This window comes from Nocardia implantans (assembly GCF_035544775.1).
Classification (GTDB): domain Bacteria; phylum Actinomycetota; class Actinomycetes; order Mycobacteriales; family Mycobacteriaceae; genus Nocardia; species Nocardia implantans.
Map to the genome: position 1 here is coordinate 51,121 of NZ_JAYKYQ010000019.1, position 18,327 is coordinate 69,447.

The 18,327-nt window shown below is 68.5% G+C and carries 9 protein-coding genes; 6 read left to right on the top strand and 3 right to left on the bottom strand.

Going from position 1 to position 18,327, the window contains the following annotated elements:
- The first annotated feature begins 171 nt into the window (after positions 1–171).
- Positions 172–1,071 carry a class A beta-lactamase gene (bla, locus tag U3653_RS31325; RefSeq protein ID WP_195083337.1) on the top strand — a complete coding sequence of 300 codons (900 nt, stop codon included), beginning with the start codon at positions 172–174 and terminating at the stop codon, positions 1,069–1,071.
- Between the two features lie 40 nt (positions 1,072–1,111).
- Here the strand turns inward: bla and U3653_RS31330 are convergent, their stop codons facing one another.
- Positions 1,112–1,837 (bottom strand): SDR family oxidoreductase, encoded by a 726-nt coding sequence (locus U3653_RS31330; protein WP_195083313.1) that lies wholly within the window; start codon positions 1,835–1,837, stop codon positions 1,112–1,114.
- Between the two features lie 90 nt (positions 1,838–1,927).
- On the opposite strand from U3653_RS31330, the gene U3653_RS31335 reads away from it, so the two are divergent.
- Together U3653_RS31335 and U3653_RS31340 are read left to right on the top strand one after the other, a co-directional pair.
- On the top strand, positions 1,928–2,335 hold the full coding sequence (locus U3653_RS31335; protein ID WP_323124021.1) for a MarR family winged helix-turn-helix transcriptional regulator: 408 nt from the start codon (positions 1,928–1,930) through the stop codon (positions 2,333–2,335).
- 162 nt (positions 2,336–2,497) lie between these two features.
- On the top strand, positions 2,498–7,093 hold the full coding sequence (locus tag U3653_RS31340) for a CHAT domain-containing protein (RefSeq protein WP_195083314.1): 4,596 nt from the start codon (positions 2,498–2,500) through the stop codon (positions 7,091–7,093).
- 384 nt (positions 7,094–7,477) lie between these two features.
- On the opposite strand, the gene U3653_RS31345 is transcribed toward U3653_RS31340, so the two are convergent.
- On the bottom strand, positions 7,478–8,389 hold the full coding sequence (locus tag U3653_RS31345) for a phosphotransferase family protein (protein ID WP_195083315.1): 912 nt from the start codon (positions 8,387–8,389) through the stop codon (positions 7,478–7,480).
- Between the two features lie 240 nt (positions 8,390–8,629).
- On the opposite strand from U3653_RS31345, the gene U3653_RS31350 reads away from it, so the two are divergent.
- Positions 8,630–13,165, top strand: coding sequence for a HAMP domain-containing protein (locus U3653_RS31350; protein WP_323124020.1), 4,536 nt, complete (start codon positions 8,630–8,632; stop codon positions 13,163–13,165).
- Positions 13,165–15,549 carry a SpoIIE family protein phosphatase gene (locus U3653_RS31355; RefSeq protein ID WP_195083317.1) on the top strand — a complete coding sequence of 795 codons (2,385 nt, stop codon included), beginning with the start codon at positions 13,165–13,167 and terminating at the stop codon, positions 15,547–15,549. The genes U3653_RS31350 and U3653_RS31355 overlap by 1 nt, the downstream gene beginning before the upstream one ends.
- Before the next feature lie 34 nt (positions 15,550–15,583).
- Here the strand turns inward: U3653_RS31355 and U3653_RS31360 are convergent, their stop codons facing one another.
- A complete protein-coding gene (locus tag U3653_RS31360; protein ID WP_195083318.1) occupies positions 15,584–16,681 on the bottom strand; it encodes a YihY/virulence factor BrkB family protein in 1,098 nt (365 codons plus the stop codon).
- Between the two features lie 284 nt (positions 16,682–16,965).
- Between U3653_RS31360 and U3653_RS31365 the strand changes: the two genes are divergently transcribed.
- Positions 16,966–18,285 (top strand): serine hydrolase domain-containing protein, encoded by a 1,320-nt coding sequence (locus U3653_RS31365; protein ID WP_195083319.1) that lies wholly within the window; start codon positions 16,966–16,968, stop codon positions 18,283–18,285.
- Positions 18,286–18,327: the final 42 nt, after the last annotated feature.

The window sequence follows — 18,327 nt, forward strand, 5'->3', positions numbered from 1 at the left end:
CGGCATCGGTTCGGCCGCGCACCGGCGCGGTCCGCTCCGGAGCCGAAAGAGCGAGCAAACCTGCGGCGATATCCAAGCCGACTCGCCCGCGCCGGAACCGGATATTGGTGTCGGCGAACGTGTCGATGGTGTGGTGCGTCGGTGATCATTTCCGTTTCCCCTCGGCGTGACCTGCTCGGTCACCGTCGACTTCTGGCCGCCGCGGCGGTATCAGCGCTGTCCCTCGTCACCACCGCGTGCGGGTCGGCTGCCGACGTGCCTGCCGCCTCGCAGACCACACCGCCGGCCGCGGCCGCGCCGTTCACCGAACTCGAGACCGACCACGCCGCCCGGCTGGGTGTGTCCGCGATCGACACCGGCTCCGGCCGCACCGTCGCCCATCGAGACGCGGAGAGGTTCCCGATGGCCTCCACCTTCAAAGGTCTCGCCTGCGGTGCGCTGCTTCGCGACCATCCGCTGTCCACGGGCTACTTCGATCAGGTGATCCGCTATTCCCGCTCCGAACTGGTCGCCAATTCGCCGGTGACCGAGAAGCACGCCGACACCGGCATGACCGTCGCCGAGCTGTGCGACGCGGCGATCACCGTATCCGACAACACCGCGGGCAACCAGGTGCTGAAACTTCTCGGTGGTCCGGAGGGTTTCACCGCGTTCCTGCGGTCCATCGGCGACACCACATCGCGCCTTGACCGCTGGGAGACCGAGCTCAACAGCGCCGTTCCCGGTGACGAGCGCGACACGACCACACCGGCCGCACTGGCCGCCGACTACCGCGCCCTGGTCCTCGGCGACGTTCTCGCCGATCCCGAACGGGCGCAATTGAAATCGTGGCTCGTCGCCAGCAAGACCGGCGCCGACCGGATTCGCGCCGCGCTGCCCCCCGGATGGACCGTGGGCAACAAGACCGGCAGCCCCGCCTACGGCAGCGCCCTCGACGTCGCCGTCGTCTGGCCGCCGGGGCGCTCTCCCTTCGTCATCGCGGTCCTGTCCACGAAAGCCGAGCAGAACGCCGAGGCCGACAGTCCTCTTGTCGCCGAGGCCGCTCGAGCCGCCGTCGCGGCGCTGGGGTGACTCGATGGCGCGCGACCGCACCGCCTGCGGCCGCGCGCGCTCAGTACGCCCCGCCCGCCGCGTTGAGATGCTGTCCGGTGATCCATGCGCCGTCGGCCGAAACCAGGAACGCCACCACCGCGGCTATGTCGGCGGGTTCGCCGATGCGACCCAGCGGCGCCGTGACCGGCATCCGCGCGACCGCCTCGGCGCCGAGTTGCTCGACCAGCGCGTCCGTGCGGGTGGCGCCGGGCCGGACGCTGTTGACGGTGATCCCGCGCGCGCCCAGCTCATTCGCGGCGACCCGCACCAGATGCTCGGCGGCCCCCTTGCCTGCTCCGTAGGCGCCGGTACCCGGCCGTGCGGTCACGGTGACTCCACTGGAGACGACCACGATCCGGCCGTAGTCGCGCAGCCGGCGAGCCGCCTCGCGCAACGCGAGAAAGGTGCCGCGGGCATTGACGGCGAACTGACGGTCGAAATCGGCCGGTGTGGTCTCGGCGAGCGAGGCGAACCGGGTGACCCCCGCGTTCGCGACGAGGATGTCGAGTCCGCCGAAAGTGTCGACGGCGGTGTCGAACAGCCGTGTCATCCGGTCGGGATCGGCGGTGTCGCCCGCGACCGCCACGGCCCGCCCACCGGCGCGCTCGATCTCCGCGACGACGCCGGCCGCCGCCGCGGCGTTCTGCCGGTAGTTCACGACGACCTGCGCGCCGTCGGCGGCCAGCCGCAGAGCGATCGCGCGACCGATCCCGCGCGCACCGCCGGTGACGAGTGCGACCGTCATGCCGACCACCTTTCGGTAGAGATACTAGATAGTCGAGATCCTCTACTTAATGGTCGGTGATGTCAACAGTCCGGGAGTTAGACTTCCGGGGTGAGCGAAACGCCGGATCTTGCCGCCGCGGTGATGACGCTGCATCGCGAAACCGCCGCGCTGTACGCCGAGACCGCACGGCGGTTCGAGTTGACCAGCCAACAGACGCAGGTGCTGTGCCTGCTGGGCCGGCACCGGCCGTCATTCGGCGAACTGGCCGCGCTGCTCGGCTGCGACAAGACCAACGTCACCGGCATGGTCGACCGGCTGGAGCGGCGTGGCCTGGTGGGCCGGGCGCCCGATCCGGCGGATCGCAGGATCACCCGCGTCGCGCTGACCGACGAGGGCAGCACGGTGGCCCGGAATATTCGCACCCACCTGTCCGCGGCGATCGCCGACCGCCTGACCGAGCTGGTGTCCGATGATCCGGCCCGCTTCGATCCGCTGCGAAAACTGCTGTCCGGCTGATCCGCCTGCCACGCCGCGACCGTCACACGGGAAACGCTGTGCCACAAAGGAACGCGACCGAGCCTGTGCCGCACCGAGTTCGCTGCCGACGCCATCCACGAGAACAGCACAGGGCGTACCGTCTCCGATACACGTTCGTGCGCATCTGGGGGACCGGTTCGGATGGAAACAAGCAGCGACCCCACGGGTGGTCTCTTCGCCGACCGGCGGATCGCGCTACAGAGCGCGATCGCCGCTCGCATCCGAAGAATGGAGCTGACCGACGATCCCGCAGCGGTCCTCGCGCCGGAGGCCGATCGACAGGCACGCGAGCTCGTCGCGCTGGTGAACGGCGGCGACCTGGAGTCGGCGCTGCTCGCGGGTTGGTTCTACTGGTACCGCTACGAGGCCAGGCCGCAGCAAGCCGAGCACCGTGACCTGTCGACCGCCGTCGAGATGTTCACAGCGTGTTTCGTCACCGGCGTCGACCTCGCACAATTGCCACAACAGCTGTTGCCGCTGCTCGCCGAGGAAGCCGCTCTCGTTGCCGTCGCATTGCTCGACCAGACCCAGGAATCCGACGATGTCGAGTTCGTCACCGCGGTTCTGCGGCTGTGGTGGCGCATCCTGGCCGCCACCCCGTCCGACAGTTCGGCACGGGGCGGAATCCTGTGCAACCTCGGAATCGTCCTGCTGGCGCGGTTCCGCCTGACGCGCGACGCCGAGAATCTGCGCGGTGCCATCGAAGTCGGGCGACTTGCCCTCACCGGCATTCCCGCCGACCGAGCCGACCGCGGCACAGCGCTGGCTCAACTGTCGGCCGCGCTGCGAGCCCGATTCCACGAGGCCGGCGCCGGAATCGACTTGGACGAAGCCATCACGCTGGGACGCCATGCCATCGACGCCACCCCCGAGCACCACCCGTACCGACCCGGCATCATCGCCAACCTGGCGACAGCCCTCTGGCAGCGATTCGAGTTCACCGGAGGGCCTGCCGACCTCGATGAAGCGATCCGGCTGCGGAGGCTGGCGGTCGAGACCGCCCCGTCCGACTACGACGATCTCCCGAACATGTTGTCCGGTCTCGCGATGACACTGCACACCCGATTCGAGCACACCGGGAACCCACAGGATCTGGACGAAGCGATCGAACTGGGACGGCGTGCCATCGCCAATCCGGCAGGCCGAAGCCATCCTTTGTCCAACCTGAGCAGCGCACTGCACGCGCGTTTCGAAATCGCGGGCGCGCGAGCCGATCTGGACGAGGCCATCGCGTTGGGCCGCCGGGCGCTGGCCGCGTTACCCGCAGGCAGTCCCGACCTCGGCCTCATGCTGTCCAACCTCGGGAACGCACTGCATACCCGATACAAAGCCACCCGGCAGGTGGCGAGCCTCGACGAAGCCATGGAACTGGGCCGCCGCGCGGTGGACGCGACACCTACAGGCCATCCCGACCGCAGCGGATTCCAAGCCAATCTCGCCAACACACTCAGAACCCGCTACAGCCACACCGGAGCGCTCGCGGACCTCGACGAAGCCATCGACGTCGGCAGGCAGGCCGCCGCGGCGACCCCGGTCGGCCATCCCGACCTCGCTCGCATGCTCGCCAATCTCGGCGCTTTCTTGCACATTCGCTTCGAACGCACACAATTCCCCCAGGATCTGGCCGAAGCCGTCGACCTGCACACCGAGGCCGTGGCAGCCACCCCGGACGAGCACCCGGCTCGCGGCCCACGGCTGGCCGGGCTGGGTGCCGCGCTCTGGAGCAGATACCAGCAAACGGCCGTACCCGAAGACCTCGAGGAAGCCATAGACCTGCTGGAGCAGGCGGAACCGCTCATCTCAGCGACGCACCCCGATCGCCCCATGGTCTTGCACAGCTTGGCCGATACCATGCGCGCGCGATTCGAACGCACCCGTAAACCCGTGCATCTCGACACGGCGATCGCTTACGGAGAACAAGCCGTGGCAGCCTGCGATCCCGGACTCCCTGGCCGCGAGCCGATAGTCGCCGCGCTGGAAACGGCGCTGCACGCGCGCTTCGACCGGAGTGGCGCTCTCGAGGACCTGCGGCGGGTGGTGGGACTGCGGGGTGAACTGGTCGCCACGGCAGCCGCCGACGATCCCGCCTACCTCTCGATGCTGTACGCACATGCCCAAGGTCTGCGGACCTTGTACGAACACACAGGAACACCAGCGCTGCTGGACGAAGCCATCGAAGTCGGCGCACAAGCTCTCGCCCGCACTCCCGCCGACCACCCCGACCGGGCGATGCTGGCGGGAGATCACGGTTACAGCGTGATGCTCCGATTCGAACGGACCGCCGCGACCACCGACCTCGACGAAGCCATCGACCTGCACACCGAAGCCTTGGCCGCGACTCCCGCCGACGACCCGAAGCGGCACGCACGGCTCACGGGGCTGGGATCGTGCCTGCTGACCAGGTACGAACGGTTCGGAGCGCTACCCGACCTGGAGAACGCCGTAGCGTTCACTCGCCGAGCGCTCGCCGAAGCACCCGCCGACCACGCAGACCGAGCCGGCATCCTGACCGCGCTCGGCGCCGCCCTGTGGGCCCGATTCAAACGCATCGGGGCGCTGCCCGATATCGACGAAGCCATCAAGCATCTCCGCGACGCACTTCGCACGGTATCGAACGATCTGCGACTGGAGAATCGCATCCGATCCAACCTCGGCCTCGCTCTGCGCACCCGCTTCGAACGCACGGCCGGCACAGCCGATCTCGATGAAGCGATCGCCACGGCGCGCCAGGCTGTGGCCGCCACCCCGGCTGATCATTCCGACCGCGCGCAGACACTGCACACCTTCGAGAACACCTTGATGTTCCGATTCCGCGAAAACGCCGCGGCGGCCGATCTCGCCGACATCGACGAAGCCATCGATATCGGCAGGCAAGCCATAGCCGCCGCCACGCCGGAGAGCCCCGGACTGGGCGGCATGCTCCTCAGCCTCGGTGGCGCACTGTACGCGCGATTCGAGCGGACCGCATCGGCAGCAGACCGGGACGAGGCGGTCGGTGTATTCCGGCGCGCGATCGACACAAAGACCGCGACACCCTCGATTCGCGTGCGAGCAGCGCATGGTGCGGCGCTCTCGGCCGCGGGTTCGGACCCCGCACTGGCGGCACGAATGCTCGAAGGTGCGGTGCGGACACTGCCGGAGCTGGTACCGCCGCTGCTGGACCGAATCGACCAGCAACACGCCTTGGGCAACGGTTTCGGGATCGCCGCCGACGCCGCCGCGCTCGCGCTGAACGATCCATCCACCGCCGCATCGGCTCGGCCCGAACTGGCGCTGCGCTTGCTCGAAGCCGGTCGCGCAATACTACTCGGCCGCACCCTGAACATCCGCGGCGATCTGACCGAACTCGCGGTCCGACACCCCGATCTCGCTCAGCGCTTCACCCGGCTGCGTGCGCGACTCGACCACGAGACCAAGGCCGCGACCACACTCGATATCCCCCTCGATCCCGCCGCGGTGATCAGCGAGAACGGTCGGCACGTACGCGACCGCAGGCAGCTCGTCGCTGAATTCGACCGACTGCTCGCGGAAATCCGCGCACAGGACGGATTCCGCACCTTCGCCCTGCCGCCCTCGATCGGCGAACTGCTCGCGCAATCCGAACAGGGAGCGATCGTCACCTTCAACATCAGTCGATACCGCTGCGACGCGCTCGTGCTGGCCGAAGGGGCCGTCACCGGTCTCGCCCTGCCCGGCTTGACCATGGACGACGTCGTCGGCAGGGCGGTGAACTTCCAACGCGCTTTGGACGTCACCCGCTACTCCCCGATCGCAGCCGAACGGCGGGCGGCAGAAAGACAATTGCTCGACAGCCTCGAATGGCTGTGGGACACGGCCGCAAGCCCGGTCCTGGAGGCTCTGGGCCACAACCGGATTCCACCGGCCGGCTCCGACTGGCCACGAGTGTGGTGGGCACCAGGAGGAATACTCGGTCTCCTGCCCGTGCACGCGGCAGGCTACCACTCCAGCGGGCCCACATCCGGCGGTCGATCGGTCCTCGATCGGGTCGTGTCCTCCTACACCCCCACCATCGCAGCCCTCCGCTACGCCCGGGAACGCCGCGCCCGGCAACACTCGGCCGGTGCGACGCGCGCCGCGATCGTCGCCATGCCCACCACCCCCGGTGTGGACGGCCGGCTCCATCACGTACTCGACGAAGCCCGCATAGTCGAACGGCTATTGCCCGACTCGGTCGTACTCACCGAGCCTGACCCCGCCCCTGAGGCCGACAGCGACCCGGCGCGCACGCTTCCTACCAAAGCGAACGTCCTCGCGAGCTTGTCCAGTTGCTCGATCGCCCACTTCATCTGCCACGGCACCAGCGACCCGAGCGACCCTTCCCTCAGCCGCTTGTTGTTGCACGATCACGCCACCGACCCGCTCACAGTCTCCGCTCTCGCACCTGTGCAGCTCGATCACGCCCGTCTGGCCTACCTCTCGGCATGCGAGACCGCGCGCATCGTCCATGCCGAACTACTCGACGAGGCAACGCATCTCGCCTCCGCCTTCCAGCTCGCCGGCTACCCCCATGTCATCGGCACCCTGTGGACCATCGATGACGAAACCGCCGTCGAGGTCGCCGAAGCCTTCTACACCGCCCTCACATCCGCCCGAGACGTCGACGATCTCGCCATCGACAAAGCCCCCGTCGCCCTGCACGAGGCGATCCGCTCCATCCGCGGCACTCTCCCCCGCACCCCCTCCCTCTGGGCCGCCTACCTGCACTCGGGAGCCTGACGGGAAGGTGCGTGACGCCAGTCTTGCCAGCGTGGCAGCCACCAGCAGGTTCCTCCCGGTCCTTCCATCGCCGGCTGCCGTCTTCGATGACGATATCCAGTCCGTGTCGACTGTGTCGAAGCATGTTTCGCCGCGACGGTAGGGCGCCTCGAAGTCGATGTACCAGCGATCGCATCGCCCATCGCGGAAGAAGGCCCAGACCGCATAGGCGTCGTGCGGCCGGTGTAGCTGAGCACACCGCTTCCGACCCACCGGTCCTGATGCGACCACGGATGCGGACCGTACGGATGTGGCGGAAAAGTGAGCTCAGCACCGTTTTCCGACAACCACCGGCCATCCGCTCCGAACCACGACTCGGGCAGGCCGATGGGTCGAGAAGCGGGTTCAGCGCGCCGGGATCGGGTACAGCCATGTCAGTGCCGCAAGGCTCTTGTCGAGATAGCTGCGCAACCCGTGCTCGATCCCGTAGGCCAGATCCTCCAACACGCCGCACCGGGCGTAGAAGGCTGCGCGCTCCCGGATCGCCCGCAAGTCGTTGGCGCTGGTGCGGTAATTGTCCAACGCTATGTCCAGTGCTGCTGGGCCGAGATCGCGGTAGATGAGACCGAAGTCATAGGCCGGGTCGACGATCGCGGCATCGCTCCAATCGATGACGCCGGTGACTGTCCCCGAAACAGGTTCCACCAGAACGTGTTCGATCCCCAGATCGTTGTGGGAGAACACCAAGTCATAGCGATCCGCCGCGGGCGTTGCGTCGAGGAAGACCGCCACGGCCGGACGATGCGCCTCGGGCACCATGTCGGCGATCGTCTCGTAGATCCGTGCGGCCTCATCGAGCCACACTGCTTTCGGCTGGTCGTCGGCGTCCACGAAGTCGGCCATCCGGTCGACCGGAACGGCATGCACAGCCGCGAGGAACCGGCCGAGCGCCGTGGCGATCGACCTCACATGGGCCGATCGCCGTGACGCCGGCAGGTCGATCAGCGGTCGGCCGGGGAGTTCGAAATACGCCAGGCAGCCCTGCTCGGCGAGGCTGAAACACGGCTCGGGAACCGGTAGTGGTGACACACTCGCGACCGCGGCCAGAAGACCTGCTTCATTGATCACCCGCGCGGCTCGGCTCCCGAGATCGGGTTCCTTGCTGAAGCGCACGATCAGCTCGCCATTGACCTCATAGGCAACGTTGTCCTCCCCCTCCCCGAGCAGCGCTATCGAGTCGATCCGATAGTCGGGCAGTTGCACGGCCACGACGTCCCGGACACCTCTGACAGGATCGCCGTCGTCCCGAATTGCCATGCCACGACTCTAGAACCTTTGAATCCGCCCGCCTCGCCGCTGTTGGCGAAGGTGTCGGCCTGCGAGCGCCGTGCATCCCCGATACCTGCGATGAATGCCGGGCGACAGGTCGACTGATGATACGTTCAGTGATGTAACCGCCGGTGCGTCCGTGTTCAGCAGCCAGCACAGCATCGTTGGTCGGCGATCCGCCGTGCGCGGCGTCGCGTCCGATACGGGTGGGGCAGAACGAGGATGAGCATGACGGAGACGGCGGCATCTGTCCGCACCGCGTCGGAGCAGGCTGTCACGGCCGCGGACCAAGTCGAATTGCGCCAGTTGCTGGCCGGGTTGACGGCCGTGCGCGACGGCGATTTCGGCACTCGGCTACCGACCGACGCCGACGGGCTGCTCGGCGAGATCGCGACGGTCTTCAACGGCATGGTGGACCAGCTGTCGCTGTTCACCTCGGAGGTCACCCGGGTCGCGCGCGAGGTCGGGACGGACGGGCGGCTGGGCGGTCAGGCCGAGGTGCCTGGCGTGTCCGGTACCTGGAAGGACCTCACCGACTCGGTGAACGCGATGGCGGGCAACCTGACCAGCCAGGTGCGCGACATCGCCCAGGTCGCCACGGCCGTCGCGCGGGGCGACTTGTCCCAGAAGATCGACGTGGACGCCCGCGGCGAGATCCTGGAGCTGAAGAACACCGTCAACACGATGGTGGACCAGCTGTCCGCGTTCGCCGACGAGGTCACCCGCGTCGCGCGGGAGGTCGGCTCGGAGGGCAGGCTGGGCGGTCAGGCGGAGGTGCCCGGCGTCGGCGGCGTCTGGCGCGACCTCACCGCCTCGGTGAACTTCATGGCGGGCAATCTGACCGATCAGGTCCGCAATATCGCCCAGGTCACGACCGCGGTGGCGCGGGGCGACCTGAGCCAGAAGATCACGGTGAGCGCCCGCGGCGAGATCCTGGAACTGAAGAACACCATCAACACGATGGTCGACCAGCTCTCCTCCTTCGCCGACGAGGTCACCCGGGTCTCGCGCGAGGTCGGCACCGAAGGCATCCTCGGTGGTCAAGCCGACGTCAAGGGCGTCTCCGGCACGTGGCGCGACCTCACCGACTCGGTGAACTTCATGGCGGGCAATCTCACCGCGCAGGTGCGGTCGATCGCCCAGGTGGCCACCGCCGTGGCGCAGGGCGATCTGTCCCAGAAGATCCGGGTCGACGCGCGCGGCGAGATCCTCGAGCTGAAGAACACCATCAACACGATGGTCGACCAGCTCTCCTCCTTCGCCGACGAGGTCACCCGGGTCTCGCGCGAGGTCGGCACCGAGGGCAGGTTGGGCGGCCAAGCCGACGTCAAGGGCGTCTCGGGCACCTGGAAGGACCTCACCGAGTCGGTCAACGTCATGGCCGACAATCTCACCGCGCAGGTGCGGTCGATCGCCCAGGTGACCACCGCGGTGGCCCGTGGCGATCTGAGCCAGAAGATCCGGGTCGACGCCCGCGGCGAGATCCTCGAGCTCAAAGAGACCATCAACACGATGGTCGATCAGCTCTCCGCGTTCGCCGACGAGGTCACCCGCGTGGCCCGCGAAGTCGGCACCGAGGGCAACCTCGGCGGCCAAGCGACCGTACGGGGTGTGTCGGGCACCTGGAAGGACCTGACCGACAACGTCAACGTCATGGCTTCCAACTTGACCGGCCAGGTGCGTTCCATCGCCCAGGTCGCCACCGCCGTCGCGCGCGGTGATCTGAGCCAGAAGATCACGGTGGAGGCGAAGGGCGAAGTCGCGGCGCTCGCCGGTGTGATCAACACGATGGTCGACACGCTGTCGGCGTTCGCCGACGAGGTCACCCGCGTGGCCCGCGAAGTCGGCACCGAGGGCATGCTCGGCGGTCAGGCCCGCGTCCCGAACGTGGCGGGCACGTGGAAGGACCTGACCGACAACGTCAACTCCATGGCGAACAACCTGACCAACCAGGTCCGCAACATCGCCCAGGTCACCACCGCGGTCGCGCAGGGCGATCTGACCCGCAAGATCGACGTGGACGCCCGCGGCGAGATCCTGGAGTTGAAGACCACGATCAACACGATGGTCGATCAGCTCTCCGCCTTCGCGGCCGAGGTGACCCGCGTCGCTCGCGAGGTGGGGTCGGAGGGCAGACTGGGCGGCCAAGCCGAGGTCGAGGGCGTCTCCGGAACCTGGAAGCGGCTGACCGAGAACGTCAACGAGCTGGCGGGCAACCTGACCCGCCAGGTCCGCGCGATCGCCGCGGTCACCAGCGCCGTGGCCGAGGGCGACCTGACCCGCTCCATCACCGTGGAGGCGTCCGGCGAGGTCGCGGAGCTGAAGGACAACATCAACGCGATGGTGGAGTCGCTGCGCGAGACCACCATGGCCAACCAGGATCAGGACTGGCTGAAAACCAACCTGGCCCGTATCTCCGGTCTCATGCAGGGCCAGCGCGACCTGCACGTGGTGGCCGGGTTGATCATGGACGAGCTGGCGCCGTTGGTCTCCGCGCAGTTCGGCGCGTTCTACCTGGCCGACGACAGCGAGGAGCAGCCGGAACTGCGGCTGATCAGCTCCTACGGCAGCCCCGACGAGCCGAGCAGCTCGCCGCGGTTCGCGTTCGGCCAATCCCTCGTTGGCCAGGCGGCCCGCAGCCGCCGCACGATCGCCGTGGAGGACGTGCCCGCCGACTACGTCACCATCTCCTCCGGGCTGGGACAGACCGCGCCCGCCCACCTGCTCATGCTGCCGATCGTGGTGGAAGACCAGGTCCTCGGTGTGATCGAACTGGCCACCCTGCACCGCTTCACCCGCATCCACCGCGACTTCCTCGACCAGCTGATGGAGACGGTCGGCGTCAACGTCAACACGATCATCGCCAACGCCCGCACCGACGAGCTGCTGGTCGAATCGCAGCGCCTGACCACCGAACTGCAAGCCCGCTCGGAGGAGTTGCAGGTACAGCAGGAAGAGCTGCAGCGTTCCAACGCGGAGCTGGAGGACAAGGCGGCTCTGCTGGCCATGCAGAACCGCGACATCGAAGCCAAGAATCTGCAGATCGAGCAGGCCCGCCAGGAGCTGGAGACCCGCGCGCAGGAACTCGCGCTCGCCTCGAAGTACAAGTCGGAATTCCTGGCCAACATGAGCCACGAGTTGCGCACCCCGCTCAACAGCCTGCTGATCCTCGCGCAACTGCTGGCCCAGAACCCGAGCCGCAATCTCACCCCCAAGCAGGTCGAGTACGCGGGCATCATCCATTCGGCGGGTTCGGACCTGCTTCAGCTGATCAACGACATCCTCGACCTGTCCAAGGTGGAGGCCGGCAAGATGGACCTCGCGCCCGAGCGCGTGTCGTTGCGTCAGCTGCTGGACTACGTCGAGGCCACGTTCCGGCCGATGACCACCCAGAAGAGTCTGCGCTTCCAGGTGACGACCGCGCCCGGTCTGCCGTCGGAGCTGATCACCGACGATTCGCGGCTGCGGCAGGTGCTGCGGAACCTGCTGTCGAATGCCGTGAAGTTCACCGAGACCGGTTCGGTGCAGCTGCGGATCGAACCGGCGGAGGCGAGCCAGCTGCCCGCCGCCGTGCGCCAGCACGGCCCGGCCGTCGCGTTCCGGGTGATCGACACCGGTATCGGCATCGCCGAACACCAGCTGGAGTCGATCTTCGGCGCCTTCCAGCAGGCCGACGGCACGACCAGCCGCAAGTACGGCGGCACCGGTCTGGGCCTGTCGATCAGCCGGGAGATCGCCTACCTGCTCGGCGGCGCGATCACCGCGGAGAGCGCGCCCGGCCAGGGCAGCACGTTCACCCTGTATCTCCCGGTCGCCCGGCCGGACTTCCAGGAGGCGCCGCTGCGCGAGCGGGAGGACGAGCACCAGGCCGACGACAGCAGCACCGAGCACGCACCCGCCGCCGCCACGCCCCAACAGCACCGCCGGCTGCTGGTCGTGGAGGAACGCCCGCAAGGTCTGCTGTCGCTGGTCGCGCAGAGCGCCGTCGCCGAACTCGCGGACAGCAATGATCCGCGCGGGCCGGTTCAGGTCGTCACCGCGGTCGGGGTGGAAGAAGCCGCGGCGGCGATGGCCGCCGAAGCGTTCCACTGCGTGGTGCTCGAGCTGGACATGCCCGACGGCGCCGCCCTGCGGTTCCTGGAGACGATGAACGGGGACGCCGCGTTGAGCAGCGTCCCGGTACTGGTCCACAACCGCCGGGTCGACGCCGAACAGGAACGCCTGCTGCAACACCGCACCACGAGTCAGCCGCTCGAGCTGCTGTCCAGCCTGGACGATCTGCGCGAACGGATCGCGCTGCACGTCACCGCCGAGGCGCCCGGCGACATGCTGCCGCTGGTACGCCGGGAAGACGCACCGGCCGCCGCGCCGCAGCGGCCGGATGGCAGGCTCGCCGGCCGCACCGTGCTGATCATCGACGACGACGCCCGCAACCTCTTCGCGCTGAGCAGCATCCTCGAACTGCACGGCATGAGCGTCCTGCACGCGGAGGACGGGCGCGAGGGCATCGACAAACTGCTCGCTCATCCGGAGACCGACCTGGTCCTGATGGACGTGATGATGCCCGAGATGGACGGCTATACCGCGACGGCGACGATCCGCGAGATGCCGCAGTACGAGAGTCTGCCGATCATCGCCGTCACGGCCAAGGCGATGCTGGGCGACCGCGAGAAGAGCCTCGCCTCGGGCGCCAACGACTATGTCACCAAACCGGTCGACGCGGACGCTCTGATCGCCTGCATCCAGCACTGGCTGGGTGCCTGATGACCGACCCCGACAGCACCGACGCCGAGACAGGCACGACAGCGGACGCTCACCCGGCGACGGGGCCCGCCGTTCACCGGCTCGCCGCCACCGTGGAGCGGTTGCGCGCGCAGATCCAGCAGGCCCAGGCCACCGCCGACGGGCGCGCGCTGATCGAGATGGCCAAGGGCGTGCTGGTGGAACGGCTGCACTGCGGGCCTGCGCAGGCGGCGAGGCAACTAGAGGCCCTCGCCGAGCAAGCGGGCATCACACCGCTGGAGCTGGCCGCCGAGCTCGTCGACCAAGCGGCCCAGGACGAGGTCAGCGCGGTCGTCGGAGAATTCCTGTCGCGCACCGCCAGCCCGGAGGAGTCATCGGCGGCCGTGCGGTTGCGCACCGCCGAAAGCGGGTTGCTCGCGGCCGGCGACACCCACCGGGTGGCGGAGTCGGTGCTGGAGCACGCGTTGACGCCGCTGGGCGCCACAGCGGTGGCGATCTGGTCCGCGGGCGCCGACGCGTCGCTGACCCTGGCGGGTTTCGCCGGCATCAGCCCGCAGGAGGCCGAGCGATGGCGGTACGTGCCGCCCGGGGTGGCGACCCCGGCCCGGCAGTCGCTGGTACAGCGCAGCGCCGTGTGGGTTCAGGACCTGGGCGGGTCCGGCCTGCCGTCGATCGGCGACCGCGACGGCGGCCGTGCGGCGATTCCGGCGGGCGCCGGGGGCAAGCTGCTCGGCGTGCTGGAGGTGTGCTGGCCGCAGCCGCTCGCGCCGCAGCCGCCGCAGGTGCACCGGCAGTTGGACGCGCTGGCCGAGCTGTGCGCGCACACGCTGGAGTCGGACTCGGCCGCGGTGCGGGCATCGGACCGGCCCGACGTCGCGGACCTGGTGCGGCTCGCGGACGGCCTTTTCGACCCGGCGCTGGTGCTGCTGCCCCACCTCGACGAGGGCGGCGCGCTCGTCGACTTCTGCATCCACCACGTCAACAGTTGCTTCGTCGACCCGGCCGGACGCCCCCGCGGCCTGGTCAACGGCGCGCTGCTGCTGGAGGCGTACCCGATGGCCGCGAGCGATGGGCAATTGTTCGAGCGGATCGAGCACGTCTTCGCCACCGGCGAGACCTACCGCGCCGACCGGGTGATGCTGACCGAGCTGGTCGACCAGGTGCCGCTGACCGTCTCGGCCGCGCTCAGCATCAGCCGCCATGGAAACACGGTGCTCATGGTGTGGCGGGTGGAGGACGAGACGGCGCGATTGGCGGCGCTGCTGCAACATGCCCAGCGTCTGGGCCGCGTCGGCGGCTTCGAGGAGAACGCGGCCACCGGCGAGATCACGTGGAGCAGTCAGCTGTTCGCCCTCTACGGGCTGACGCCGACCGCGGACCCGATTCCGCTGTCGCAGCTGCCCGCGCACGTCCACGACGACGACGCGCACGCGGTGGGGCGATTCCTGCGTACCCTGCTGCGCTTCCGCCGCCCGGCCTCGACGGCCTTCCGCCTGATCCGCCCGGACGGTGTGACCCGGCACATCCGGATCGTCGCCGAACCGGTCCTCGAGGCGGGGCATCTGGCCGCCATCCGCGGCGCCTATCAAGACATCTCCGCGCAGCACTGGACCGAGGTCGCGTTGTCCGCGACGCGCGACCGGCTGGCCCACACCGAGCAGCACGCCGCCGAACAGAGCCAGCTGGCCCGGCAGCTCCAGCAGGCGATCATGCCGGACGCGCAGCCGTCCATCGAGGCGTTCGGGCTGCGCATCGCGGTGCGCTACCGACCCGCCGAGCAGGACTACACGGTCGGCGGAGACTGGTACGACGCGATCGTGTTGCCCACCAAGCAAATCCTCGTGTCCGTCGGTGACATCACCGGCCACGGCATCAAGGCGGCCACCGGCATGGTCGTGCTCCGCAACGCTCTGCGCGGCCTCGCCGCCACCGGCGCGGGTCCCGGCCAGCTGCTGACCTGGCTGAACCAGGTCGCCCACCACCTGACCGACAACATCTTCGCCACCGCGATCTGCGGGCTCTACGATCCGCATACCCGGGTGCTGCGCTGGGCCCGCGCGGGCCACTTGCCGCCGGTGTTGGTGCGCGGGGGCCGGGCCTCCAGCCTGCCCATGCTCGGAGGCATACTCCTCGGCGCCGTGGCGGAGGCCACCTTCGAGGAAGCGGAACTGCAACTGGAGACCGACGACACCCTCCTGCTCTACACCGACGGGCTGATCGAGCGCCGAGATCGCCTTCTGGACGAGTGCATAGATCGGTTGCTCGCGGCATCGGCGCAACTCACCGGCAGCCTGGACGACCGCTTGGACGACCTGCTCGACGGCAGCGATGCCGACACCGATGACGACACCTGCGTGGTGGGGATTCAAGTGGGGCCGGGTCAGGACGCGTCAGGCCCGCAATAGCACCCCCCGGCATCGCCCGGTCAAGGCGTGGCGATCATTCCCGCCGGGCGGCTTCGGCGGCTCGGATCGCTTCCTTGTCCGCCTCGTCGAGCTTGCGGGTGTCGCGCGGGACGGCGAAGGGCTGTTCTTCTTCGGGAAGCCCCTGGGCGATGGCTTTGCCGTGGTCGAGTTCGGCGTTGATCTCGGCTCCCAGCAGCAGCGCGATATTGGTCAGCCACAGCCACACCAGGAAGATCACCACCCCGGCAAGCGAGCCGTAGGTCTTGTCGTAGGACGAGAAGTTGGCGATGTAGACGGAGAACAGGACCGAAATGACCAGCCAGACGAGGACAGCGATCACCCCTCCGGGGCTGATCCACTTGATGCCGCCTTGGCGGGCGTTCGGGCTGGCCCAGAACAGAATGGCCAGCAGCACCGACACCAGGACGAACAGCACCGGCCATTTGACGATGTTCCAGATGGTCACCGTGGTGGCGCCGAGGCCGAGGAGGTCGCCGATCTGCTGGGCGACCGGCCCGCTCGCCACCACGATGGCGGCGCTGAGAACCAGCAGGATCACCGCGACGATCGTGACGCCGAGCCGGATGGGCGTGGTCTTCCAGATCGGCCGGCCCTCACCGATGCCGTAGATGACGTTGGAGGCGCGCATGAAGGCCGCCACGTACCCCGAGGCGGACCACAGCGCGACGGCGAAACCGAGGATGGCGCCCCAGCCTGCGCCCTGTTTGTTCGCCTGCGCTTGGTCGACGAGGGTGCGCACGAAGTCCGCGCTCGAACCGGGGGCGATCCGCTGGGCCTGGTCGACGAGTTCCTCGGCGGCGTTCGGGCCGAGCAGGCCGAGCAGGGAGACCAGGACGATCAGGCCGGGCACGATCGACAACACCGCGTAATAGGTGAGAGCGGCGGCCAGATCGGTGAGGTTGTCGCGCTGGAACTGCTTGCTCGCGCGCTTGACCACCGCGAGCAGCGAGGGTTTCGACAGGTCGGCGGGGCTGTGGGGCTCGTCGGGGTCCAGATCCGGCCTGGCTCCGGTATCGGTCGGACCGACCGTCGGCTCGCGGTCGTCACGGGTATCCGCCGGGTCGGCTCGCCGATCCTCGTGCCGCTGTCCTGCACCGTGCTCTGTCGTCATGGGCTTGCTCCACTCACACGTCCATCTCGGTTCCACGCCGGATGCCGGAACTCCGGCGTCGAACGAGTGGTGCCCGAAGCGGCGGCGCTGAAACTGCTCGGCCCGGCTTCCGCGGGCCAGGTTCGGCCGCGCGGTATGCGAGCGAATCGGCTGGCGTGCGGCCGCGGTGACGGTGCAGGTCCGCCCCCTACAAGTGGGGGCACCCGAGGCGGTAACCAGGGGTGCGGCGGGGGCGATGAGCCAGGTGGAGTTCGTCGAGAGCGGAGGGCGGCGTGGGTCGAGGTATGAGAAGCATTGCGGCGGCGGTCATTACGCTGGCCGCCGCGATGCTGGGATTTGGTGCGCCGGTCGTCGCGCAGGCCGCGCCGGAGGGGTTGAGGCATTGCGCGGTCAGCAGTGGCCGGGTCCCCGAAACGGCGACGCCGGAGGATGTCGGACTCGATGCGGCGGCGCTGCGCGAGGCGGTGGCGCTCGCGGCGGATTCGACCCGCACGACGGTGCAGATCTTCCGGAACAACTGCCTGATCGCGACCGGCCCGGACAGCGCAAGGGCCGCCGGTGTGCCGTGGAATCTCTGGAGCAGCACCAAGAGCGTGGTTTCGATGGTGGCCGGGATCGCGGTGGACGAGCAGCGGTTGCGGCTCGACGACCCGATCGGCGCGTATCTGCCGCCCGAGCTCGGTGATGCCCGGCATCGCGCGATCACGGTGCGCAATCTGCTCATCGAATCCAGCGGCATGCAGGTGGCGGTGGCCTCCGAAGGAATCACGGGGTTGGCGCAGATCGATCCGAATGTGGTCGCGCAGGCGTTGGCGATGCCGATCGATCAACAGCAGGGCACCGAGTGGCGCTACAGTCAGCGCGCTGTCGATCTGCTGGTGTACGTCATCCAGCGTGCGGTCGGCGAGGACTTTCAGGCGTACGCTCAGCGAAAGCTGTTCGATCCGTTGGGCATTCCGCCGACCGACTACTTCTGGGGTCGTGACCGGAGCGGAAACACCTACGGCTACGCGCATCTGCTGCTGCCGCCGGACGATTTCGCCAAGCTCGGCCTCCTGCTCACCAACCGTGGGCAGTGGGGCGAGCACCGGATCATTTCGGCCGATTATCTCGCACAGGCGGGACGGCCCGCCCCGACGAATCCGTGCTACGGCTTCCTGTTCGTCGTGAACGGGCCGGACTGCGCCAACTACTTCCCTGGCCTGCCGCCGGATGCGATGCAGATGTCCGGGATGATGCGCCAGGACAATTACATCGTGCCGAGCCTCGGACTCATGGTCAGCTGGACCGGCGTCACCGTCCCGGGAAGCGCGTTGAGCTTCCCGCACGATGTCCTGCGTGCGGTCGGCGCCGCCTTCCGGGAACCCCGCATACCCGCCGCGGCGCCCTACGAACAGCAATCGGATGTCCAGCTGTCCGATCCGATGATCTCGAATCCGGACGCGACCCTCGCCGCACTCGGTGTCGGCCCGATGGCCTACCCGGGCTGCAATCCGCTGTCCTGCCTGGGCAAGCCCATGTCCGCTCCGTTCGCGAATTGGCCACCGGGGTGCTTCGTCCTCGGCTGCGTGGGGCCGCACCCGGCGACCCCTGGGATCCGGTAGCGACACACCCCCGAGTGGGGCGAGCGAGCGTGTTTCCCGGCA